The 20,837-nt window shown below is 70.6% G+C and carries 21 protein-coding genes; 13 read left to right on the forward strand and 8 right to left on the reverse strand.

From position 1 onward, the window contains the following. Position 1 precedes the first annotated feature (1 nt). The 3 genes from kdpA to kdpC are packed head-to-tail and all read left to right on the forward strand — an operon-like array spanning position 2 to position 4,451. The gene (kdpA, locus tag ABH941_RS22225) at positions 2–1,666 is read left to right on the forward strand and encodes a potassium-transporting ATPase subunit KdpA (protein ID WP_370131157.1); all 1,665 of its coding nucleotides are present in this window, start codon (positions 2–4) and stop codon (positions 1,664–1,666) included. Then, on the forward strand, positions 1,666–3,804 hold the full coding sequence (gene kdpB / locus ABH941_RS22230; RefSeq protein ID WP_370131158.1) for a potassium-transporting ATPase subunit KdpB: 2,139 nt from the start codon (positions 1,666–1,668) through the stop codon (positions 3,802–3,804). The genes kdpA and kdpB overlap by 1 nt, the downstream gene beginning before the upstream one ends. A 17-nt stretch (positions 3,805–3,821) precedes the next feature. Next, positions 3,822–4,451, forward strand: a complete 630-nt coding sequence (kdpC, locus tag ABH941_RS22235) for a potassium-transporting ATPase subunit KdpC (RefSeq protein WP_370131159.1) — start codon at positions 3,822–3,824, stop codon at positions 4,449–4,451. A 1-nt stretch (position 4,452) separates the two neighbouring features. On the opposite strand, the gene ABH941_RS22240 is transcribed toward kdpC, so the two are convergent. Next, positions 4,453–4,800, reverse strand: a complete 348-nt coding sequence (locus ABH941_RS22240; protein WP_370131160.1) for a nuclear transport factor 2 family protein — start codon at positions 4,798–4,800, stop codon at positions 4,453–4,455. Positions 4,801–4,850: 50 nt separating this feature from the next. Beyond that, the gene (locus tag ABH941_RS22245) at positions 4,851–6,332 is read right to left on the reverse strand and encodes a PLP-dependent aminotransferase family protein (protein WP_370131162.1); all 1,482 of its coding nucleotides are present in this window, start codon (positions 6,330–6,332) and stop codon (positions 4,851–4,853) included. Between the two features lie 86 nt (positions 6,333–6,418). Between ABH941_RS22245 and ABH941_RS22250 the strand changes: the two genes are divergently transcribed. Continuing rightward, positions 6,419–6,868, forward strand: coding sequence for a carboxymuconolactone decarboxylase family protein (locus ABH941_RS22250; protein WP_370131285.1), 450 nt, complete (start codon positions 6,419–6,421; stop codon positions 6,866–6,868). A 3-nt stretch (positions 6,869–6,871) separates the two neighbouring features. Here the strand turns inward: ABH941_RS22250 and ABH941_RS22255 are convergent, their stop codons facing one another. The 3 genes from ABH941_RS22255 to ABH941_RS22265 form a co-directional block, all read right to left on the reverse strand. Further along, the gene (locus ABH941_RS22255; RefSeq protein WP_370131163.1) at positions 6,872–7,885 is read right to left on the reverse strand and encodes a DMT family transporter; all 1,014 of its coding nucleotides are present in this window, start codon (positions 7,883–7,885) and stop codon (positions 6,872–6,874) included. A 99-nt stretch (positions 7,886–7,984) separates the two neighbouring features. Next, positions 7,985–9,262 (reverse strand): kynureninase, encoded by a 1,278-nt coding sequence (kynU, locus tag ABH941_RS22260; RefSeq protein WP_370131164.1) that lies wholly within the window; start codon positions 9,260–9,262, stop codon positions 7,985–7,987. Continuing rightward, positions 9,252–10,025, reverse strand: coding sequence for a tryptophan 2,3-dioxygenase (locus ABH941_RS22265; RefSeq protein WP_370131165.1), 774 nt, complete (start codon positions 10,023–10,025; stop codon positions 9,252–9,254). The genes kynU and ABH941_RS22265 overlap by 11 nt, the downstream gene beginning before the upstream one ends. Before the next feature lie 193 nt (positions 10,026–10,218). On the opposite strand from ABH941_RS22265, the gene ABH941_RS22270 reads away from it, so the two are divergent. From ABH941_RS22270 to ABH941_RS22295, 6 genes are all read left to right on the forward strand, one after another. Then, positions 10,219–10,653, forward strand: coding sequence for an Lrp/AsnC family transcriptional regulator (locus ABH941_RS22270; protein ID WP_370131166.1), 435 nt, complete (start codon positions 10,219–10,221; stop codon positions 10,651–10,653). Positions 10,654–10,678: 25 nt separating this feature from the next. Further along, positions 10,679–11,476, forward strand: a complete 798-nt coding sequence (locus tag ABH941_RS22275) for an alpha/beta hydrolase (protein ID WP_370131167.1) — start codon at positions 10,679–10,681, stop codon at positions 11,474–11,476. A 155-nt stretch (positions 11,477–11,631) separates the two neighbouring features. Continuing rightward, positions 11,632–13,014 carry a family 2B encapsulin nanocompartment shell protein gene (locus tag ABH941_RS22280; RefSeq protein ID WP_370131168.1) on the forward strand — a complete coding sequence of 461 codons (1,383 nt, stop codon included), beginning with the start codon at positions 11,632–11,634 and terminating at the stop codon, positions 13,012–13,014. Between the two features lie 30 nt (positions 13,015–13,044). After that, complete coding sequence (locus tag ABH941_RS22285) at positions 13,045–13,803, forward strand: DUF4239 domain-containing protein (RefSeq protein WP_370131169.1); 759 nt, start codon at positions 13,045–13,047, stop codon at positions 13,801–13,803. A 121-nt stretch (positions 13,804–13,924) separates the two neighbouring features. Continuing rightward, the gene (locus tag ABH941_RS22290; protein ID WP_370131170.1) at positions 13,925–14,449 is read left to right on the forward strand and encodes a DinB family protein; all 525 of its coding nucleotides are present in this window, start codon (positions 13,925–13,927) and stop codon (positions 14,447–14,449) included. A gap of 27 nt (positions 14,450–14,476) precedes the next feature. Beyond that, the gene (locus ABH941_RS22295) at positions 14,477–15,079 is read left to right on the forward strand and encodes a GNAT family N-acetyltransferase (RefSeq protein ID WP_370131172.1); all 603 of its coding nucleotides are present in this window, start codon (positions 14,477–14,479) and stop codon (positions 15,077–15,079) included. A gap of 64 nt (positions 15,080–15,143) precedes the next feature. On the opposite strand, the gene ABH941_RS22300 is transcribed toward ABH941_RS22295, so the two are convergent. Together ABH941_RS22300 and ABH941_RS22305 are read right to left on the reverse strand one after the other, a co-directional pair. Further along, positions 15,144–15,719: a TerD family protein gene (locus tag ABH941_RS22300; RefSeq protein WP_370131173.1), complete on the reverse strand. Its 576-nt coding sequence runs from the start codon at positions 15,717–15,719 to the stop codon at positions 15,144–15,146. Between the two features lie 118 nt (positions 15,720–15,837). After that, positions 15,838–16,341: a hypothetical protein gene (locus ABH941_RS22305; protein WP_370131174.1), complete on the reverse strand. Its 504-nt coding sequence runs from the start codon at positions 16,339–16,341 to the stop codon at positions 15,838–15,840. 69 nt (positions 16,342–16,410) lie between these two features. On the opposite strand from ABH941_RS22305, the gene arfB reads away from it, so the two are divergent. Further along, positions 16,411–16,839, forward strand: coding sequence for an alternative ribosome rescue aminoacyl-tRNA hydrolase ArfB (gene arfB / locus ABH941_RS22310; RefSeq protein WP_370131175.1), 429 nt, complete (start codon positions 16,411–16,413; stop codon positions 16,837–16,839). A gap of 43 nt (positions 16,840–16,882) precedes the next feature. On the opposite strand, the gene ABH941_RS22315 is transcribed toward arfB, so the two are convergent. Further along, complete coding sequence (locus ABH941_RS22315; RefSeq protein WP_370131177.1) at positions 16,883–17,464, reverse strand: flavin reductase family protein; 582 nt, start codon at positions 17,462–17,464, stop codon at positions 16,883–16,885. Positions 17,465–17,931: 467 nt separating this feature from the next. Here ABH941_RS22315 and ABH941_RS22320 point away from each other — a divergent pair, with 467 nt between their 5' ends. Continuing rightward, positions 17,932–19,614 (forward strand): diguanylate cyclase domain-containing protein, encoded by a 1,683-nt coding sequence (locus tag ABH941_RS22320; protein WP_370131178.1) that lies wholly within the window; start codon positions 17,932–17,934, stop codon positions 19,612–19,614. Positions 19,615–19,818: 204 nt separating this feature from the next. Further along, positions 19,819–20,829 carry a CBM35 domain-containing protein gene (locus ABH941_RS22325; RefSeq protein ID WP_370131179.1) on the forward strand — a complete coding sequence of 337 codons (1,011 nt, stop codon included), beginning with the start codon at positions 19,819–19,821 and terminating at the stop codon, positions 20,827–20,829. Positions 20,830–20,837: the final 8 nt, after the last annotated feature.

The following is a 20,837-nucleotide window of genomic DNA, read 5'->3' on the forward strand; positions in this document are numbered from 1 at the left end:
CATGAACGCTACTCTCGCGGGCTTTCTGCAGGCCCTGGCGCTGGTCGGCGCGCTGGCGCTGTCCTACCGGCCGCTGGGCGACCACCTGGCCCACATCCTCACCACCCGCAAGCACCTGAGGGTCGAGCGAGGCATCTTCAAACTGATCGGCGTCGACGGCGACGCGGAGCAGACCTGGGGCGCCTATCTGCGCAGTGTGCTGGCCTTCTCCTTCGTCTCGGTGCTGTTTCTGTACGCGTTCCAGCGGTTGCAGGAGCACCTGTGGCTGTCGCTGGGCTTCCCGGCGGTGTCGCCGGCGATGGCGTGGAACACCGCGGCGTCGTTCGTGACCAACACCAACTGGCAGTCGTACTCGGGTGAGTCGACGATGGGTCACCTGGTGCAGATGGGCGGTCTGGCGGTCCAGAACTTCCTCTCGGCGGCGGTGGGCATCGCGGTCGTCGCCGCGCTGATCCGTGGATTCACCCGCAACAGGACGGAGCACCTGGGCAACTTCTGGGTGGACCTGACCCGGATCGTGCTGCGCGTGCTGCTGCCGATCTCGATCGTGTTCGCGCTGGTGCTGGTGGCCGGCGGCGTGGTGCAGAACCTGCACGCCGCGCAGATCGTGCACACCCTCTCCGGCGCCACGCAGTCGATCCCCGGCGGTCCGGTGGCCTCGCAGGAGGTCATCAAGCAGCTGGGCACCAACGGCGGCGGCTTCTACAACGCCAACTCGGCGCACCCGTTCGAGAACCCGAACCCGTTCACCAACCTGCTGGCGATCTACCTGATGCTGGTGATCTCGTTCGCGCTGTGCCGCACCTTCGGGAAGATGGTGGGCAGCAACAAGCAGGGCTACACCATCCTCTCGGTGATGGGCCTGTACTGGGTCGCCTCGGCCTCGCTGATCACCTTCTTCGAGAACCAGCACTCCGGCGTCGCCGCGCAGATCGCCGGTGCGGCGATGGAGGGCAAGGAGGTCCGCTTCGGCATCCCCGCCTCCTCGCTGTTCACCGCCTCGACGACGCTGACGTCCACCGGCGCGGTGAACGCGATGCACGACTCGTACACCCCGCTGGGCGGCGGCACCGCGATCCTCAACATGATGTTCGGTGAGATCGCGCCGGGCGGTACCGGATCGGGCCTCTACGGGATCCTGATCCTGGCCGTCGTGACCGTGTTCGTGGCGGGCCTGATGGTCGGCCGCACCCCGGAGTACCTGGGCAAGAAGCTGGGTGCACGGGAGATGAAGTTCGCCTCCCTCTACATCCTGACGACCCCGGCGATCGTGCTGTGCGGGACGGGCCTGGCGATGTCGCTGAAGGCCGGTCACGGCGGGGGGATGAACAACACCGGGCCGCACGGCTTCTCCGAGGTGCTGTACGCGTTCACCTCGGCGGCCAACAACAACGGGTCGGCCTTCGCGGGCATCACCGTCACCTCGACGCACTGGCAGACGGCGCTGGGCCTGGCGATGCTGTTCGGCCGCTTCCTGCCGATGGTCTTCGTGCTGGCACTGGCCGGGTCGCTGGCCAGGCAGGCGCCGATCCCTGAAACCACCGGCACGCTGCGGACCAACAATCCGCTGTTCGTCGGCATGCTCTCCGGCGTGATCCTGATCGTCGTCGGCCTCACCTACTTCCCGGCTCTGGCACTCGGGCCGCTCGCGGAAGGGCTCCACTGATGTCCACCCCCACTCTCCTCAACCCGGCCAGTGAGCCGGAGACGCAGCAGCCGGCGGGTGAGACCGAACACCGGCTCTCGGCGGGCCTGCTCGATCCCAGGCAACTGCTCACCTCCTTCCCCGACGCGATCAGGAAGCTCGATCCGCGGGTGATGGTGAAGAGCCCGGTGATGTTCGTGGTCGAGGTCGGCTCGCTGCTGACCACGGTCTCCGCGATCGAGAAGCCCAGTGTGTTCGCCTGGGTGATCACGGTGTGGCTGTGGCTGACGGTGGTCTTCGCCAACCTGGCCGAGGCCGTGGCCGAGGGCCGCGGCAAGGCCCAGGCCGACACCCTGCGCCGGACCAAGACCGACACCGTGGCCCGGAGGGTCCAGGGCAGTTGGGCCCCCGGCGCGACGCAGGTCGCCGAGGCGCAGGTCGCGGCGACCGAGCTGAAGCTGGGCGACTTCGTCATCGTCGAGGCCGGGCAGATCATCCCCGGTGACGGCGATGTCGTCGAGGGCGTGGCCAGCGTGGACGAGTCGGCGATCACCGGCGAGTCCGCGCCGGTGATCCGCGAGTCCGGCGGCGACCGCTCGGCGGTGACCGGCGGCACCAAGGTGTTGTCGGACCGGATCGTGGTGAAGATCACCTCGGAGCCCGGCAAGACGTTCATCGACCGGATGATCGCGCTGGTCGAGGGTGCGGCACGGCAGAAGACGCCGAACGAGATCGCGTTGAACATCCTGCTGGCGTCGCTGACGATCGTGTTCCTGCTGGCGGTCGTGACGCTGCAGCCGATGGCCAAGTACGCCGGGGCCGAGCAGACCATCATCGTCCTGGTGGCACTGCTGGTGGCACTGATCCCGACCACCATCGGCGCGCTGCTGTCGGCGATCGGCATCGCCGGGATGGACCGGCTGGTGCAGCGCAATGTGCTGGCCATGTCCGGCCGCGCGGTCGAGGCCGCCGGCGACGTGTCCACGCTGCTGCTGGACAAGACCGGCACCATCACCTTCGGCAACCGCCAGGCCGCAGAGTTCCTGCCGATCGACGATGTGAGTGATCGTCGGATAGCCGACGCGGCCCAGCTCTCTTCTCTTGCGGACGAGACGCCGGAGGGCCGCTCCATCGTCGTGCTGGCGAAGGAGAAGTACGGTCTGCGGGAACGCGTCCAGGGCGAGCTGACGCACGCCACCTGGATCGAGTTCACCGCCCAGACCCGCATGTCGGGTGTGGACCTGGACGAGCCCTCCGGAGTGCACGCGGTCCGCAAAGGCGCGGCCGGATCGGTGGCCGCCTGGGTGCGGGACAACGGCGGCAGTACCGGCCAGGAGTTGGAGGTCGCCGTCGAGCGCATCTCCAACCGCGGCGGCACCCCGCTGGTGGTGGCCGAGAAGCGGGGCAGCGAGCCCGCCTGCGCCCTGGGCGAGATCTACCTCAAGGACGTGGTCAAGCCGGGGATCAAGCAGCGGTTCGAGGACCTGCGGGCGATGGGCATCCGCACCGTCATGATCACCGGCGACAACCCGCTGACGGCCGCCGCGATCGCGGAGGAGGCGGGCGTGGACGACTTCCTCGCCGAGGCCACCCCCGAGGACAAGATGGCCCTGATCAAGAAGGAGCAGGCCGGCGGCAAACTCGTCGCCATGACCGGGGACGGCACCAACGACGCCCCGGCCCTGGCCCAGGCCGACGTCGGCGTGGCCATGAACACCGGAACCTCGGCCGCCAAGGAGGCCGGGAACATGGTGGACCTGGACTCCAACCCCACCAAGCTGATCGAGATCGTCGAGATCGGCAAGCAGCTCCTGATCACCCGCGGCGCACTGACCACGTTCTCCATCGCCAACGACGTGGCCAAGTACTTCGCGATCATCCCGGCCATGTTCGCCAGCGTCTACCCGGGCCTGCGGCACCTCAACATCATGGCCCTGGACAGCCCCAAGTCCGCGATCACCTCGGCGATCATCTTCAACGCGCTGATCATCATCGGCCTGATCCCGCTCGCCCTGCGCGGCGTGCGCTACAAGCCCTCCTCCGCCCAGTCCCTGCTGCGCCGCAACCTGGGCATCTACGGCATCGGCGGACTGATCCTGCCCTTCGTCGGCATCAAGGCGATCGACCTGATCGTTCAGTTCATCCCCGGACTGCACTGAAAGAGTGTGACGAGACCATGGCCAAACCTCTTCCCACCGCGGTGCGGAACCACCTGACCGGGCTGCGACTGCTGCTGCTGTTCACCGTCCTGTGCGGCCTGCTGTACCCACTTGCCATCACCGGCATCTCCCAGGTCGCCTTCTCCAGCCAGGCCAACGGCTCGCTGGTGAAGGACAAGAACGGCAATGTCGTCGGATCCTCGCTGATCGGGCAGAACTTCACCACCACCTCGGCCGACGGCAAGACCGTCAGCCCCGACCCCAAGCTGTTCCAGTCCCGGCCCTCGGCCGCGGGCGCGAGCGGTTATGACCCCACCGCCTCGGGCGGCAGCAACAAAGGCACCAACGACGCCGACCTGGCCACCACCTACACCCAGCTCAAAGCGGCTATCGCCACGTTCAACGGCGTCAGCCAGAGCCAGGTCCCGGCCGACGCCGTCACCAAGTCCGGCTCCGGCCTGGACCCCGACATCAGCCCGGCCTACGCCGCCATCCAGGTCAACCGGGTCGCCCAGGCCCGCGGCCTGACCGACGCCCAGGTCCAGGCCCTGGTCAAGAAGTACACCCAGGACCGCACCCTCGGCTTCCTCGGCGAACCCCGCGTGGATGTGCTGAACCTCAACATCGCCCTCACCAAGGCGGGGTGATTCAATCGGTCATCGCCATCCGGTCGATGCCCTTGCCGTCCGGCGAGAGCGTGAAGGTGAGGGTGGACGGGCCGTTGTAGCCGCCGTCGGTGCCGATCGTGACGATCAGCACCGACGGCGGCTGCGCGCTCTGATGATGGACCGTCAGCCTGCCCTTCAGGCCGATGAATTCGCGATCGCTCAACCCACGGACCTGCTCACGGCCGACGAACACCCGGCCCCAGTCGTCCACCGCGCCGTCCGCGCCGAAGAGTTCGACGAAGGCGTCGGAGTCGCCGCGCTCGACCGCGTCCAGGAGACGGCGGACGGGGGCCGGGAGTGCCGGATCGGGCGGGCTGTCGTTCGTCATGTTCCCCAGCCTCGCCGATCGTGCCGCTGCCCGCCACGGTCGGGACCTGCTCAGAGCGCCGACTCCAGCACCTGGCACAGGGTGTCCAGCGCTCCGGTGAAGGCGTGCTCGGCCGGGGTCCCATAGCCGACGACCAGGCCGTCGGCCGCCTCGGGCCGGGGGACGGCGGGGTGGCGGAAGGAGTCCAGGCCCTGGACGGCCAGGCCCAGCCAGTCGGCGCTGCGCAGCACCTGCTGCTCCGTCCCCGCCGGCAGCCGCAGCACCGCGTGCAGCCCGGCGGCAATGCCGCTGACCTGGACCGAGGGGACGCGCTCGGCGAGCGCCGCGACCAGCCGGTCGCGGCGTCGGCGGTAGCGCAGCCGCATCGCCCGCAGATGGCGGTCGTAGCCGCCGGAGCTGATGAACTCGGCCAGCGTCAGCTGGTCCAGGACGCCGGGATGCTGCTCCCCGGCGTGCTTGACCGCCACCACCTGCTCCACCAGACGCTCGGGCAGCGCCATCCAACCCAGCCGGAGCGCGGGGGCCAGGCTCTTGCTCGCCGTCCCCAGGTAGACCACGCGCTCGGGGTCCAGGCCCTGGAGCGCGCCCACGGGTTGGCGGTCGTAACGGAACTCGCCGTCGTAGTCGTCCTCCAGCACCAGCCCGCCGGTGGTCCTGGCCCAGTCGACCACGGCCGCGCGCCGGTCCGGGTGCAGCGGGACCCCGGTGGGGAACTGGTGGGCGGGGGTGAGCAGCACCGCACCGATGTATCGATGAGTCGTCAATTGTGCTGTATCAGCGCCATAGTGATCGACCGTCAGCGGGACGGTGGACAGCCCGCTCGCGGCGGCCAGGTCGCGGTGGACGTGCAGCCCGTAGGACTCCACGGCGAGCGTGCGCACGCCGTCCCCGCGCAGGACGCGGCTCAGCAGCGACAGCCCCTGGGTGAATCCCGAGCAGACGACCAGCCGTTCCGGGGCGGTGCGCACGCCCCGGGCCCGGGCCAGGTAGTCCGCCAGCGCCTCGCGCAGTTGCTGGCAGCCGCGCGGATCCCCGTAGCCGAACAGCTCGTTGGGCGCCGCCGCCATCGCCCGGCGGGCGGCGGTCAGCCAGGCGGCGCGGGGGAACGCGGAGAGGTCGGGGGAGCCGGCGTAGAGGCTGGTGGAGGTGTGGAACGGGGTGAACGGCGCTGGATGGGCCGGGGGCCGGACGGCCTTCGCCGCCCGTTTTCCGCGCCGTCCGCCGTCCTGACCGGTCACCCGCTGGGCCACCCGCGTGCCCGACCCCTGACGTGCCGAGAGCCATCCCTCGGCCACCAGTTCCCCGTACGCGTCCGCGACGGTGTTGCGGGCCACTCCGAGATCGGTGGCCAGCGAGCGCGACGGCGGCAGTCGCGTCCCCGGTGTGAGCCGCCCGCTACGGACGGCCTCCCGCAGGGCGTCGGTGAGGGAGGCGCGGATGCCGCCGGGGCCGCCGAGGTCCAGGTCGAGATGGAGGTCGACGGTGCCGGGGGAAGCGGGGTCGGGCTGGGAATTGGCCCACTGATCTGTCATGGAAATGGACCATACCCCTGCGCTACTTGCCTCGTAGGTTGGTGTCCGTGACCACGATCGACACGTCCGACAGCCAGGGAGTCCACATGTCCGGCCAGCGCATGAACCTCGCCAAGCTCGCCCCCGAGGTCTACCAGGCGATGGTCGCCCTCGACCGCGCCGCGAGCAGGGGCGTCGACCCGGTCCTCGCCGAGCTCATCAAGATCCGATCCTCGCAGCTGAACCACTGCGCCTTCTGCCTCGATATGCACACCCGCGACGCCCGCAAGGGCGGCGAGACGGAGGAGCGGATCTACCTGCTCAGCGCATGGGAGGAGGCCGGCTCGGTCTTCACCGAGAAGGAGCAGGCCGCGATCGCCCTCACCGAGGCCGTCACTGTCCTGACCGACGGTTTCGTCCCGGACGAGGTCTACGCCCGTGCCGCCAAGCACTTCGAGGAGGCGGAACTGGCCCAGATCATCGCCCTGATCTTCACCATCAACTCCTGGAACCGCATTGCGGTGACAACGCGGATGCAGCCGACTCTGGGCGGCTGAGCCTCAGCGGCGGGCGGGGGCCGCGACGGTCGGCAGCGGCTCCACGCCGACCTCGGTGATCACCGTGGTCGCGGCGCCAGGCGTCGAGGACGTCTGGGCGATGCCCGCGCCCACCAGGACCAGCAGCCCGCCGACGATCTGCGGCAGCGCCAGGTGCTCCCCGAGCAGCACCCAGGCCAGCACGGTGCCCACCACGGCCTCCAGGCAGGCGACCACCCCGGCGACCTGCGCGGACAGATGGCTGACCGCCGCCACCCCGGTCACATACGCCACCGCGGTCGAGATCACGATCATCCAGCCGAGCAGCAGCAGCGCCGGGACCTGCCGTCCGCCCATGGCGACGTCGTGCCCGAAGACCGACCAGTCGATGGTCCACGGGCGGGCGGCGGCGGTGAAGACGATCGAGCCGACCAGCAGCCCGTAGGCGCTCAGCGCGATGGGGTCCACCGGCTTCTCGGCGTCCGCGCCGCCGGTAGCCCTCGCGCCGACGTCCTCCGCCAGCACGAAGTAGACGACCTGGCAGAACGCCGCGCCCAGACCCAGCGCCACGCCCCACGGGTTGAGCCCGCCGAGCCCGCTCCAGATCTGGACCACGCAGCACAGCCCGAGCACGGCCAGCAGTGCCCCCAGCGCGGCCCTGCGGCCGACCTTGCGGCGCTGGACGATCCGGATGTAGCCGAGCAACAGCGGCGGGCCCAGGTACTCGATGAGCAGCGCCACGCCGACCGGGATCAGCGCCAGCGAGGCGAAGGACAGCCCCTGGCAGCCGGCCACCGCGAACAGCCCGAAGCCGATGATCAGCCCGGGCCGCCGGCGCGGCAGGTCGCGGTGCCTGATCAGGACCGGAAGCAGGATCAGCGCGGCTCCGGTGGCCCGCAGCCAGACCACAGCCAGGGGGGTGAGCCCGGCCTCGATCAGCGGTTTGGCCGCGGTCCCCGAGCCGCCGAAGGCACAGGCGGAGATGACGATGAGGACCAGGCCGGTGAGCCGGTTGGGGGTGCGGGCAGAGCTGGGCATTGGGCCATTCTGGCAGGGGGCCGCTCGCCTTCGACAGGGGTTTAACGGCAGAACGGTGCTGTACACGTTGTACAGGTTGTCCGGGGATTGGAGCTGGTCTCAGGTCACCGCCCCCGCCGAGGCCGCGAACCGCTCCTCGCGCCAGACACCCGACTCCAGCACCTCCCGCAGCGCCGTCGCCGCGTCGTGGACGTCCGCGTGGCTGAGGTAGAGCGGGGTGAAGCCGAAGCGCAGCACGTCCGGGGCGCGGAAGTCGCCGATCACGCCGCGTTCGATCAGCGCCTGCATCACGGCGTAGGCGTGCGGGTGCCGCAGCGACACCTGGCTGCCGCGCCGCGACGGCTCGGCGGGGGTGAGCGAGGGGAGGCCGAGGGGTGCGGTGAGCTCCAGGAAGAGCGAGGTCAGGCCGAGGCTCTTGGCCCGCAGGGCGGTGAGGTCGACCTCGTCCCAGAGGTCCAGCGCCGCCTGCAGGCCGACCATGCTGAGCAGCGGCGGGGTGCCGGTGAGGAAGCGTCCGATCCCGGCGGCGGGGCGGTAGCCGGGTTCGAAGGCGAAGGGGTCGGCGTGGCCGAACCAGCCGGTGAGCGGCTGCTCGGCGGTGTCGTGATGGCGGGCGGCGGCGTAGAGGAAGGCGGGGGAACCGGGGCCGCCGTTGAGGTACTTGTAGGTGCAGCCGACGGCGAAGTCCGCCTCGGCGGCGTCCAGCTCGACCGGCAGCGCGCCGACCGAGTGGCACAGGTCCCAGACCGCCAGCGCGCCGTGCCGGTGCGCGAGCTCGGTGACGGCGGCCATGTCGCGCAGCTCTCCGGTGCGGTAGTCGACATGGGAGAGCAGCAGGACGGCGGTGTCGTCGGCGAGCAGGTCGGCCAGGGAGTCGAGGGACCAGCCGTCGCGGTCCAGCAGGCGGCGGTCGCGCGGGTCCACGCCGACGCCCTCGGTGAGGTAGAGGTCGGTGGGGAAGCTGCCCAGCTCGGCGACCAGGGCCGGTCGGCCGGGGCGCAGCCGCCGGGCCGCCGCCAGCACCTTGAACAGGTTCACCGAGGTCGAGTCGCAGACCACGGTCTGCCCGGGCGCGGCGCCGACCAGCGCCGCGATCCGGTCGCCCAGGCCGCGCGGCAGGTCGTACCAGCCGGCGTCGTTCCAGCTGCGGATCAGGCCCTCGCCCCACTCCTGCCGCACCAGTCGGGCGATCCGCTCGGGGGTGTGCGCGGGGAGCGCGCCGAGGGAGTTGCCGTCCAGGTAGAGCACGCCCTCGGGGAGGGTGAACCGGGAGCGGAAGCCGCGCAGCGGGTCGGCGGCGTCCAGGGCGGCGGGGTTCGATGCGGCGGCGTGCGGGGTGGCTGAGTGCGGGGTGGCTGAGTGCGTGTCAGAGGGCATTGCGGGCGCTCCACAGCTCGGGGAAGACATCCTGGTCGGCCGCCTTGCGCAGCCAGCTGAGCCCGCTGGAGCCGCCCGTCCCGGGCTTGGTGCCCATGGTCCGCTTCACCGAGGCGAGGTGGCGCTGCCGCCAGCGGGTGACGCGTTCGGCGACGTCCAGCAGCAGTTCGCCGAGCAGCGCGAGGTCGCGATGGTGCGCTTCGCCGCCGCGGTAGACCTCGGTCCATCCCTCGGCGTCGGCCGTCAGTCCGCGCCGCTCCAGCAGCGCGGCCACGTCGTCGTAGAGCGAGGGGCCGTGCAGGGTCTCCGCCAGCTCGGCGTGCACCCGGGGGTGGCCCGCGTAGAGCTCCAGCAGCCGCTCGTGCTTGTTGCCGAGCAGGAACTCCAGGTGCAGATAGGCGTACGACTGGAAACCGCTGGCCTCGCCCAGGTATGGACGGAAGGCGCTGAACTCGACCGGCGTCATCGTCGACAGCAGGTCCCAGGAGTTGACCAGGACGTCCTGCACGCCGAGCCCGCGCCGCAGCGCGGCAGTGGCCCCCGGAAGGTCGTCGGCGCGCAGGGCGTGCTGGGCCGTCGTCCACTCCTGGCGGAGCTGGGCGAACAGCAGCTCCATCACCTGGGTGGCGACGATGAAGGTGCGCTCGCTGGGCTCCTTGCTGCGCGGGTGCTGGAGCGAGTGCAGTTCGTCGATGCCCGCATAGGCGGTGTAGGGAGTGGTGGGCTCGCCGAAGTCGAGCCGGGGTGAGGTGGGGGATGCCATCGGTGTCTCCGTCGCTTGCTTCCGGCTGCTCTGGTGCTGTCTCGTGGCCCACGTGCCCTGCCACCGTCATTCTGCGCGGCGAAAGGCGGTGACTGAAGGGGCGACGGATGCCGGTTGGGCCGTTCCGCCTACTATGGGAAAGGTAGACACCCCCATCGGGTTGCCGATCGACAGACGGGCAGGAAGCGACCGCATGGACGGCGTGGACCGGCGGCTGCTGGCCGAGCTGCAGCAGGACGCGAGACTCTCCTTCAACGAGCTCTCGCGCCGCGTCAACCTCTCCTCGCCGGCCGTCGCCGAACGTGTGCGCAGGCTGGAGGCGGCAGGGGTGCTGACGGGGTATCACGCACAGGTCGACCTGGTCCGCGCCGGGCGGCCGGTCAGCGCGCTGGTCCAGGTGCAGTGCTACGGACCGCGCTGCGTACTGCGCGACCCGGCCGTCGCCGACTGGCCGGAAGTACTGCAATTGCACCGCGTGACCGGAGGAGCCTGCTGCGTGTTGATAGTGGCGGTAGCGTCGATGGCGGACTTCGAATCGCTCATCGACCGCCTGGCCGAGTACGGGCAGCCGTCCAGCACCATGATCCTCTCCAGCCCGGTGCAGTGGCGACCCGTCGAACCGGCCTGACCAGCAGGCCTGAAGGAGTTTCGGCATGAGTGAGGTGCTGAACCGCCCCGCCCCGCCGCCCGACCACACCGCCCGTTACGGCTCGCACCGGGAACAGGTCGTCGACCTGCGGATGCCCAAGGATGGCCCGGCCAACGGCACGATGGTGGTGCTCATCCACGGCGGCTTCTGGCGCGCCGCCTACGACCGGACCCACACCGGGCCGCTGGCCGACGCGCTGGCCGCCACCGGCTACACCGTCGTCGTCCCCGAGTACCGGCGGGTGGGCTCCTTCGGCGGGGGCTGGCCGGGGACCTTCGACGACCTCTCGGTGTTCTTCGAGACGCTTCCCGTGATCATCGCCGCGCACGGCATCAGGACCAAGCGCACGGTGCTGGTCGGCCACTCGGCCGGGGGCCATCTCGCGCTGTGGGCCGCGGCCCGGCACCGGCTGCCGGCGGGCTCCAACTGGCGTTCCGACTGGCGCCCGGACGCGGTGGTCTCGCTGGCCGGCTGCTCCTCGCTGGCGCTCACCAACGTCTGGGAGCTGAGCCGGGGCGCGGCGGCCGATCTGCTCGGCGGCGGCGTGAACGACGTCCCCGAGCGCTATGCGCTGGCCGACCCGGGCGCGCTGCTGCCGCTGGGCGTCCCGGTGGCCCTGCTGCACGGGACGATGGACGAGGACGTACCGGTCGACATGAGCCGCGAGTTCGCCGGGCTGGCCCAGCGGTCGGGCGATCCGGTGCGGCTGGTGGAGCTGCCCGGGATGGACCACTTCGCGCTCATCGACCCGCTGTCGGCGGCCTGGCCGCATGTGCTGGAGGCCATCGACGACGGGGCCTGACGGTCCGACATACCTACAACCGCATATGCGAACAGCGGCTGGGGCTACCCCGAATGGGTGTCGAACATGTGCACTCGATCAGGGAATAGCCCGCTCTGTCACCAACCGCCACCCTGGAAACGCAGGTCACACGTTCTCTGGGGAGGCAGCAGCAGATGACGGACGAGCAGACAGCTCTCGGCACAGCAGCAGCAAAGAACCTTGCGACCACCACCAAGACCGCCCCGCAGATGCAGGGCATCACCTCGCGGTGGCTGTTGAAGATGCTGCCGTGGGTGCAGGTCGCCGGCGGCACCTACCGGGTCAACCGGCGGCTCACCTACGCGACCGGACGGGGGCGGATCAGCTTCGCGCAGACCGGTGCGGCGGTACGGATCGTCCCGCCGACGCTGGCCGAACTGCCGGTCCTGCGCGGGTTCGGGGACCAGACGCTGCTCACCGAGCTGGCCGGCCGCTTCGAGCAGCGCGAGTTCGAGCCCGGCGAGGTGGTGGCCGAGCTCGGCGCACCCGTCGACCATGTCCTGGTCGTCGCCCACGGCAAGATCCGCAAGCTGGGGGACGGCAAGTTCGGCGACCACGACGCGGTCCTCGGCACCCTCGCCAACGGCGACCACTTCGGCGACGAGGCCCTCACCGGCGAGGTCGTCGCCTGGCCCTGGACCGCGAAGGCGGCCACCGCCGGGACCCTGCTGGTGCTTCCCCGGGAGGCCTTCGCCGACCTGGTCGCCCGCTCGGCGGCGTTGCAGGCCCAGGTAGACGGCTACATCGCCGAGTCCTCCTGGGCGCAGGACAAGCACGGCCAGGCCGCCATCGACCTGGCCGCGGGCCACGAGGGCGAGGAGGAACTCCCCGGCACCTATGTCGACTACGAACTCGCGCCGCGCGAGTACGAGTTGGGCGTCGCGCAGACCGTGCTGCAGGTGCACAGCCGGGTCGCCGACCTCTACAACCAGCCGATGAACCAGATCGAGCAGCAGCTCAAGCTCACGGTGGAGGCCCTGCGCGAGCGCCAGGAGCACGAGCTGATCAACAACCCGGACTTCGGCCTGCTCCACAACGCCGACCACGAGCAGCGCATCCACACCCACGGCGGCCCGCCCACCCCCGACGACATGGACGAGCTGCTCTCCCGCCGCCGCGGCTCGCAGTTCTTCCTCGCCCACCCGCGCGCCATCGCCGCGTTCGGACGCGAGTGCAGCAAGCGCGGGCTCTACCCGGACGCGGTGGACGTCGGCGGCCACCGGATCCCCTCCTGGCGCGGGGTGCCGATCTTCCCCTGCGGCAAGATCCCGGTGAACGGCGGCCACACCAGCTCGATCCTGGTGCTGCGCACCGGGGAGGACAACCAGGGCGTGGTCGGGCTGCACCAGACCGGCATCCCGGACGAGTACGAACCCGGCCTGTCGGTGCGCTTCATGGGGATCAACGAGAAGGCCATCATCCAGTACCTGGTCAGCACCTACTTCTCGGCCGCGGTGCTGGTCCCGGACGCGCTCGGGGTGCTGGAGAACGTCGAGGTCGCCCATCCGCGCGACTGACCCCTCCGAATCCGATGGGAGCGTGGCCATTTGAGCTGGTCGGATGTGGCGATCTTCGTCGGGTCGCTGGCGCTCGCCGCACTGCTGCTGTGGTTGCTGCAGCGCTTCGTCCCGCACCCCCGCCGGGAGTCGCACAACGATGTCGCCGGATTCATCTTCGCCGGCATCGGAGTGATCTACGCCGTACTGCTGGCCTTCGTCGTCATCTCCGTCTGGACGAACGTCGACGCTGCCCGGCAGACCACCTTCAAGGAGGCGAACGCACTGGCGGGCGTCTACTGGATCTCCCGTGAACTACCGCTGCCGGTCGGCGCCACGATCGAGCACGCCACCCTGGACTACGCCCACACGGTCCAGGACACCGAGTGGCCCCTGATGGGGTCGCACCGGAGCAGTCCCCAGGCCACCAAGGAGGTCTATGCCATCCGCAACGCGGTGAACTCCTTCCAGCCCACCACCCCGCAGCAGCAGGTCCTCTACGAACACGCGGTGACGCACGTCGAGGACCTGGCCACGGAGCGGAGGGCGAGGCTGACGGAAGTGGAGGACTCGGTCCCGCCCATCCTGTGGGGCGCGCTGATCCTGGGCGCGGTGGTGACCATCGGCTTCACCTACCTCTTCGGCCTGTCCAACACGCTGGTCCACTCGCTGATGGTGCTGTCGCTGACAGCGCTGGTGGTCGGATCACTGATCCTGGTGAAGGAGATGAACTACCCCTTCCTCGGCGTCACCAAGGTCGAGCCGACGGCCTTCCAGGTCTTCCTGGACCGGCTGCCGGCGCCCCGATGATCGACCTGAGCCGCGCCAAGTAGGACGGAAACTGACCTAGTCGATGCATAGCGTGGGGGCTACCAACTTCCCGGAAGTACGGGAAGTACCGGAAGTACCAGATGAGAAAGCGGTGGCCCCCATGCCTGTACTCGTATCCGCCGAGACCGATGAGCGTGCCGCGCTGCTCCAGTTCGTGGAGGCCCAGCGCGGTGCGCTCCGTCGCGCAGTCGGCGGTCTGACGGAGGAGCAGGCCTCCTCCCGCCCCACGGTGAGCGAACTGTCGGTGGCGGGTCTGCTCAAGCACTGCGCCGAGATGGAGAGCAACTGGGTCCGGGTGATCCTCGCGGGCCGGCCGTCCCTGCGCGAGCGGGACCAGTCCAACTGGGGCGACAGCTTCCGGCTGGTCGACGGCGAGACCATCGCGGACACGCTGGCCTTCTACGACGCCGTCGCGACGGAGACCACCGAGATCATCACCGCCCTGCCGAACCTGGACGTCGAGGTCCCGCTGCCGAAGGCCCCCTGGTTCCCCGAGGGTTCGCGGCGCTCGGCCCGCTGGATCCTGCTCCACCTGGTCGAGGAGGTCGCCCGCCACGCCGGCCACGCCGACATCCTCCGCGAGTCCGTCGACGGGGCCACGGCGTTCGCCCTGCTGGGGTGGTAGGGGGCGCGGCTGTGCCAAGCTGGCGGGATGCCGACGATCCGCCTGTACCGACCCGCCGACTTCGATGCGCTCTACGACGTCTGTGTCCGCACCGGGGACAACGGCGGCGACGCCACCGGGCTCTACCGGGATCCGCGGATCCTGCCGGACATCTTCACCGGGCCCTACCTGGTGCTCCGGCCCGACCTGGCCTTCGTGCTCGCGGACGACGCGGACCGTGCGGTCGGCTACATCATCGGCGCCGCCGACACCGCGGCCTTCGTCGCGGACTTCCGGCGTGACTGGCTGCCCACGGTGGCCGCGCGCTACCCGGAGGGCAGCGGGACCGGGTGGGACGCCGAGCGGATCGAGCAGTTGCACCACCCCGAGTGGATGTGGCACGAGGAACTGGCCGACTATCCGGCGCATCTGCATATAGACCTGCTGCCCGAGGCCCAGGGCAAGGGCGCGGGCCGGGCGCTGATGGGTACGTACCTGGCCGCGCTGCGGGCCCGGGGCGTACGCAGGGTGCACCTCGGGATGAGCGCGGCGAACACCAACGCCAAGGCGTTCTACGACCGGTTGGGCTTCCACGAGTTGTACCGCTCGCCCAACGGGACGGGGCTGACGCTGGGCCGCGACACCGACTGACGGCACGGGTGCCGGCCGTCAGTCGGTGTCGCTGCGATCGGCCGGGGCCGAGGCCCAAGTCGGGTCAGAGGTTGACGCCGAAGTCGCGGGCGATGCCGGACAGGCCGGAGGCGTAGCCCTGGCCGATGGCGCGGAACTTCCACTCGGCGCCGTTGCGGTAGATCTCGCCGAAGACCATGGCGGTCTCGGTCGCGGCGTCCTCGGAGAGGTCGTAGCGGGCGATCTCGGCCCCGCCGGCCTGGTTGACGACGCGGATGAACGCGTTGCGGACCTGGCCGAAGTTCTGGCTGCGGTTCTCGGCGTCGTAGATGGAGACCGGGAACACCAGCTTGTCGGCCTCGGGCGGGAGTCCGGCCAGGTTCACCTTGATCTGCTCGTCGTCGCCCTCGCCCTGACCGGTGAGGTTGTCACCGCCGTGGACCACGGTCTGGTCCGGGGTGGAGGTGTTGTTGAAGAACACGAAGTGCTTGTCCGAGAGGACCTTTCCGGAGGCGTCGAGAACGATGGCGCTGGCGTCCAGGTCGAAGTCGGTCCCGGTGGTGGTGCGAACATCCCAGCCCAGGCCCACGGTGATCGCCGCGAGACCGGGCGCCTCCTTGGTGAGGGAGACATTTCCGCCCTTGGACAGGCTAACCGGCATGGTGGGGCCCCTTCCTGTTCCTGCAATTCGGTGGAGTACCGGTGGTGCGGCGCTCTCTTGGGTAAGAACGCGGGGCGAGGTTCTTACGGTTCCCGCTCCGTGCGGGCTTATTGGACGCTTACGCGAGCGCCTGCGGCAGTCGGGGGAAGCGGGCCTGCAGGTCCCACACCGTCGCGTTGTCGGCCAGTCCCTCGTGCAGGTCGCACAGGTCGGCGACCAGGTCCTGCAGGAAGTCGTGGGCCTCCCGGCGGAGTTCGGGGTGGCGGACGGTGAGCGGCGGGCCCTCCACCCAGTCGGCCCGGATCTCCACCCAGTTGAAGCGGCGGCTGAAGCGCAGCAGGTCGGCCGACTCGGTGAAGTCCAGTTCGCTGCTCTGCAGGGCCGATCCGCGGCTGCCGGAGGGGTCGCGGTCGATCTCCTCGACGATGTCGCACAGCGCCCAGGCGAAGTCCAGCACCGGGACCCATCCCCAGGCTGTGGACAGGTCGGTGCGGCCCTCGCCCTGGATGTGGACGTCCCCGCAGAACAGGTCGTGCCGCAGGGTGCGGGCGCCGACGCTGCGGTAGTCGGTCTGCGGGGGGTCGGGGAAGCGGTTGGACAGCGAGTAGCCGAGGTCGATCACCGGACGATGGTCGCACGGGGAGATTTAAGTCCTGGCGGTCCGGGGCGGGATGCGGGGATCATGGGGGTCATGTCCCTTCCCGTCCGCGTCCGTGGCTCCGTCGTCGTCCCCGACGCCGAGCTCCAGTGGCGTTTCTCGCGCTCCTCGGGCCCGGGCGGCCAGCATGTGAACACCACGGACACCCAGGTGGAGCTCCGCTTCGACATCGCCGCGTCGGCGGCGCTGCCGCAGGTGTGGCGGGAGCGCGCGCTGGAGCGCCTGGCCGGCCGTCTCGTGGACGGGAGCGTGCTGGTGGTACGGGCCTCCGAGCACCGCTCGCAGTGGCGCAACCGGGAGGCGGCCGCGGTGCGGCTGGGGGCGCTGCTGAGCGAGGCGGTGGCGCCGCCGCCGAGGGCGCGGCGGGCGACCCGGCCGAGCCGCGGCGTGGTGGAGCGCAGGCTCACCGACAAGAAGCGGCGGGCGGATGTGAAGCGCGGGCGTTCGGGCCGGTTCGACTGACGCCGGGTCAGCCGGGTCGGCCCGCTCGGACCCCGCAGGCCGCTCAGTCGAGGTGGCGGTACTGGCCGTGGAAGTAGACCAGCGGGCCGCCGTCGTGGTGCGCGATCCGCGCGTCCAGCACCCGGCCGATCAGCAGCACGTGGTCGCCGGCGGATATCCGCTGCTCGGTGCGGCACTCCACGGTCGCCAGCGCCCCGTCCACCAGCGGCGCCCCGCTCGCCGGACCGCGGTGGTGCGGCAGGTCGGCGAAGAGCAGCCGGTCGCTGATCCGTCCCTTCATGGCGAAGCGCGCCGCGGTCTGCCGCTGGTCGGCGCCGAGGACGGAGACCGCCCAGTGGTCGACCCTGGTGAGCGCCTCCTCCATCCGGGAGTCCTCCCGCACGGAGACCAGGACCAGGGGCGGCTCCAGGGACACCGAGAGGAAGGCGGTGGCGGTCATCCCGATGTCCTCGCCGCGCGGCCCGTCCTCGGGGTCGTGAGCGGTCAGCAGGACCACGCCGGAGGCCAGCTGCCCCAGGGCGGCCCGGAAGGCCTCAGGGGTGGCCTCTGCGGCTTCTGCGGCCAGGGAGGCGGCGGAGCCGGAGGCGGCGGGACCGTGCGGTGAGGGCGTTGCGGCTTCGTACACGCTAGGCACGGTATCTTCGCGCGGCTACGGTGCGCATCGGACCATGGACCGAGGCTCTCCCCGTGCGGAGGTCCTAGGCGGGTCCCGGGCGGGCTGGGGGCGGGCCGGGGACGGGTCCTTGCCGTCGTGAAGTGACGGAAGCGACAGGGGTGTGTGGGGGAAACGCGCATTTTCACCCCTAGGAGTGAACACTTTGGCCTTGGCGGCGGGATGATTCCTTCAGTTCTTGGCACGGTCGTCCGAGGTAGGGGGAGCGGCCCGGATGCGTATTGGCAGGGTTTGCCCAGGATGAACTGGTTATCGGGACTGGCAAGTTGTGTGAGTTGGGTCACAAGTGACGTTCATTTGCTGACCCAGCGTGCCGATTGATGTGCTCCCTGTGATTCAGTTTGTTTGGCAATCGGACGATAGGCATGACAGGCACCACGTGGGCCCAGCAGTGCTCAATGTCACGGAGGGAGTGCGTGATGGACACCGAGTCCGAGCCGTACGTCCGACTCGCGACCCTGCGCACTCTGCACCGCGTCATCGCCGACCTGAATGCCGCACGCAGCCTGGCCGGGACCCTCCAGGCCGTCGTCGAGGGCGCCGTGAACGGCCTCGGCTTCGAAGCCGCCGTGGTCAACCTGGTCCGCCCGGACGGGGACCTGGTGGTCGCCGCAGTCTGGGACGGCGCCGCGGAGGACAACGTCGCTGGCGGCATCGACAGCCTGCTGGGCCAGGTCGGCTCCCGCGAGTCCTGGAACCGGCTGCTCAACGTGGGCGAGGTCTGGGGCTCCCTGGTCTTCGTCCCGCACGAGCGCAGCTGGGCCTGCAATCCGGACATCCCGGCCTGGGGCGGCACCTCCGCCGGCGAGCTCACCCCGGCCGCATCGCCCTCCTTCGACCCCTGGCACCCCGACGACCTGCTGCTGGCGCCGATGTACAGCCTCGGCGGCGAACTGCTCGGCGTGCTGTCCGTGGACCGCCCGCGCAACGGCCGCAGACCCGGGCAGTGGACCCGGGAGTCGCTGGAGATGTTCAGCCAGCAGGCCGGGATCGCCATCGGCAACGCCCGGCTGCGGGCCGAGATGCAGCGCGCCCTGATCCGGCTGGAACGCGAGCAGCACACGCTGCGCGCCAGCGAGGAGAGCTTCCGGCAGGCCTTCGAGTACGCGCCCAGCGGCATGGCCATCACCGAGCTGCACGGCGCCCAGCGCGGCAAGCTCACCCGGGTCAACGACGCCCTGTGCCGGCTGCTCGGACGCCCCAGGGCCTCGCTGCAGCGGCAGGGCTTCGAGGACCTGGTGCACCCCGAGGACGAGGGCCTGCTGCGCCGGGTCTCCGCCGAGAACGGCCGCGCCGAGGTGCGGCTGGCCCGGCGGGACGGCGGCTACCAGTGGGTCTTCCTGCGCAACTCGGTGGTCGCCGACACCGAGGAGGGGGCCCGCTTCCTGCTCACCCATGTCGAGGACATCGAGGACCGCAAGCGCCACGAGCTGCAGCTGGTCCACCGGGCCAGCCATGACGCGCTGACCGGCCTGCCGAACGCGGCCGAGCTCAAGGCCCGGCTGCGGCTGCGGCTGTGCGAGCACCCGAAGGAGCCGGACGTCCGCGCGGTCATGGGGGCCGGGAGCGGGGCCGAGGACCACAGCTACAACCTGGCCACCTACGGCGGCAGCGCCTACGACGGCGGTTTCGACCACGTCCACGCGGTGCTGCCGGAGGATCCCGCCGCCGAGGAGCGCGGGGGGCGCGGGCTCGCGGTGCTCTTCTGCGACCTGGACGGCTTCAAGTCGATCAACGACCGTTTCGGCCACGGCGCGGGCGACGCGGTGCTGATAGAGGTGGCCCGGCGGCTGCAGCACGTGGTCCGCGAGGGCGACACCGTGGCCAGGCTCGGCGGCGACGAGTTCGTGGTGCTGGCCGACGGCCTGGGCCGGGACGAGGCCAAGGATCTGGCCGGGCGGCTGCGCACCGCGATCATCCCGCCGATGCGGGTGGACGGGCGGGCGGTCCGGGTGGGTGTGAGTCTCGGCATCGGCTGGGCCGGCTGTGGCATGTCCATTGATGAAGTGCTGCACACCGCTGACGAGCGGATGTACCTGGAGAAGCGTGCCAGGGCGGGCGCCGCGAGCGGCGGAAACCGTTCGCACCGGCGCGCGGGCTGACGCGGGGGCGCACTCGCTCCCCACAGCTTCCTGCTGTCCGGCACTTACCTGCGTGTCAGCCGGGGCGGGTAGTGTGCTCGGGATAAGGCGTGTCCGCCGACCCCGGCGGTCGGGTGGGACGCCTGGTGTCGATCATGTAGCGTGACCCTTCCTCCGCTTGTGCGGGAGCGGACGGTCTTCCACTGCTGGGGAGTTGATATCTCGATGTCGCCCGAGAACCAAGGCGTGCCCGAGGACGACGACCCGTTCGCCTACCTGTACCGGGGCGAGGGGGCCGACGGGGGCGCCGCTCCGGAGACCGCGCCGCTTCCCGGCGTACCGCGCACCTCGTACCAGCACGCCACCCAGGTCGGCCGGACCCAGTACGGCCAGCCGCGGCCCCAACAGGGGCCCGGCCAGGGGCAGGTGCCCGGCCAGCCCGGCTACCAGGGCCAGTCGGTGTACGAGGACCAGCCGACCGCGCAGTACCGGGCGCCGGCTCCCGGCGGCTACCAGCCGCCGCAGCCCGGCTACCAGGCTGCGCAGCCCGGCTTCCAGCCTCCGCCGCCCGGCGGCCGGGCCGGGGCCCGGAGCGGCGGCGGACGCAGCGGCGGTCGCGGAGTGATGTACGGCACGGTGGCGGTGATCGCGGCCGTGGCGATCGGCATCGGTGTCGCGGTGTTCAGCAACAACGGCAAGCCGGTCGGGGCCAGCGTCGGCGCCGGCACCAGCGCGGCCGCCTCCACCGGCGCGTCGAGCCAGGGTTCGGACAGCGCCTCGCCGTCCGCCTCCGCCTCGGCCAGCGGGGCGCTCCCGGCCCCGGCGGACGCCGACAAGCTGACCCTGGGCGGCGGCGCCACGGCGATGAACAACCACAAGGGAGCGTCCTCCGCGGACGGCGGCTTCGTGCCGCTCACCGCGCAGGGCCAGAGCATCACCTGGACCGTCACCGCCCCCGCCGACGGCACCTACTACCTGTGGGTGCACTACGCCAACGCCGGTTCCGACAGCGCCGCCACGATCACGGTCAACGGCACGGCGAAGAGCTCGCCGATGAACCTGAGGAACTTCACCAGCGCCAACGACTGGGACAAGGCCTGGCAGTCCTCCTGGACCCAGGTGACCCTGAAGTCCGGCAGCAACACCATCGTCATCAGCGACAGCGGCGCCGGGCAGGGCAATGTGAACATCGATCAGCTCGGGGTGACCAAGGACAAGACCCGTCCCTGGGCGTAGCCCCGACC

This window comes from Streptacidiphilus sp. EB103A (assembly GCF_041261405.1).
Lineage (GTDB): Bacteria > Actinomycetota > Actinomycetes > Streptomycetales > Streptomycetaceae > Streptacidiphilus.

Coding starts and splice junctions, on each gene's coding strand:
- ABH941_RS22300 (WP_370131173.1), bottom strand. CDS start 15,719: ATGCCGGTTAGCCTGTCCAAGGGCGGAAATGTCTCCCTCACCAAGGAG.
- ABH941_RS22275 (WP_370131167.1), top strand. CDS start 10,679: ATGAGTGAGGTGCTGAACCGCCCCGCCCCGCCGCCCGACCACACCGCC.
- ABH941_RS22295 (WP_370131172.1), top strand. CDS start 14,477: ATGCCGACGATCCGCCTGTACCGACCCGCCGACTTCGATGCGCTCTAC.
- ABH941_RS22255 (WP_370131163.1), bottom strand. CDS start 7,885: ATGCCCAGCTCTGCCCGCACCCCCAACCGGCTCACCGGCCTGGTCCTC.
- ABH941_RS22240 (WP_370131160.1), bottom strand. CDS start 4,800: ATGACGAACGACAGCCCGCCCGATCCGGCACTCCCGGCCCCCGTCCGC.
- ABH941_RS22290 (WP_370131170.1), top strand. CDS start 13,925: ATGCCTGTACTCGTATCCGCCGAGACCGATGAGCGTGCCGCGCTGCTC.
- ABH941_RS22280 (WP_370131168.1), top strand. CDS start 11,632: ATGACGGACGAGCAGACAGCTCTCGGCACAGCAGCAGCAAAGAACCTT.
- ABH941_RS22250 (WP_370131285.1), top strand. CDS start 6,419: ATGTCCGGCCAGCGCATGAACCTCGCCAAGCTCGCCCCCGAGGTCTAC.
- kynU (WP_370131164.1), bottom strand. CDS start 9,262: ATGCCCTCTGACACGCACTCAGCCACCCCGCACTCAGCCACCCCGCAC.
- kdpA (WP_370131157.1), top strand. CDS start 2: ATGAACGCTACTCTCGCGGGCTTTCTGCAGGCCCTGGCGCTGGTCGGC.
- arfB (WP_370131175.1), top strand. CDS start 16,411: ATGTCCCTTCCCGTCCGCGTCCGTGGCTCCGTCGTCGTCCCCGACGCC.
- ABH941_RS22270 (WP_370131166.1), top strand. CDS start 10,219: ATGGACGGCGTGGACCGGCGGCTGCTGGCCGAGCTGCAGCAGGACGCG.
- kdpC (WP_370131159.1), top strand. CDS start 3,822: ATGGCCAAACCTCTTCCCACCGCGGTGCGGAACCACCTGACCGGGCTG.
- ABH941_RS22265 (WP_370131165.1), bottom strand. CDS start 10,025: ATGGCATCCCCCACCTCACCCCGGCTCGACTTCGGCGAGCCCACCACT.
- ABH941_RS22325 (WP_370131179.1), top strand. CDS start 19,819: ATGTCGCCCGAGAACCAAGGCGTGCCCGAGGACGACGACCCGTTCGCC.
- kdpB (WP_370131158.1), top strand. CDS start 1,666: ATGTCCACCCCCACTCTCCTCAACCCGGCCAGTGAGCCGGAGACGCAG.
- ABH941_RS22320 (WP_370131178.1), top strand. CDS start 17,932: ATGGACACCGAGTCCGAGCCGTACGTCCGACTCGCGACCCTGCGCACT.
- ABH941_RS22245 (WP_370131162.1), bottom strand. CDS start 6,332: ATGACAGATCAGTGGGCCAATTCCCAGCCCGACCCCGCTTCCCCCGGC.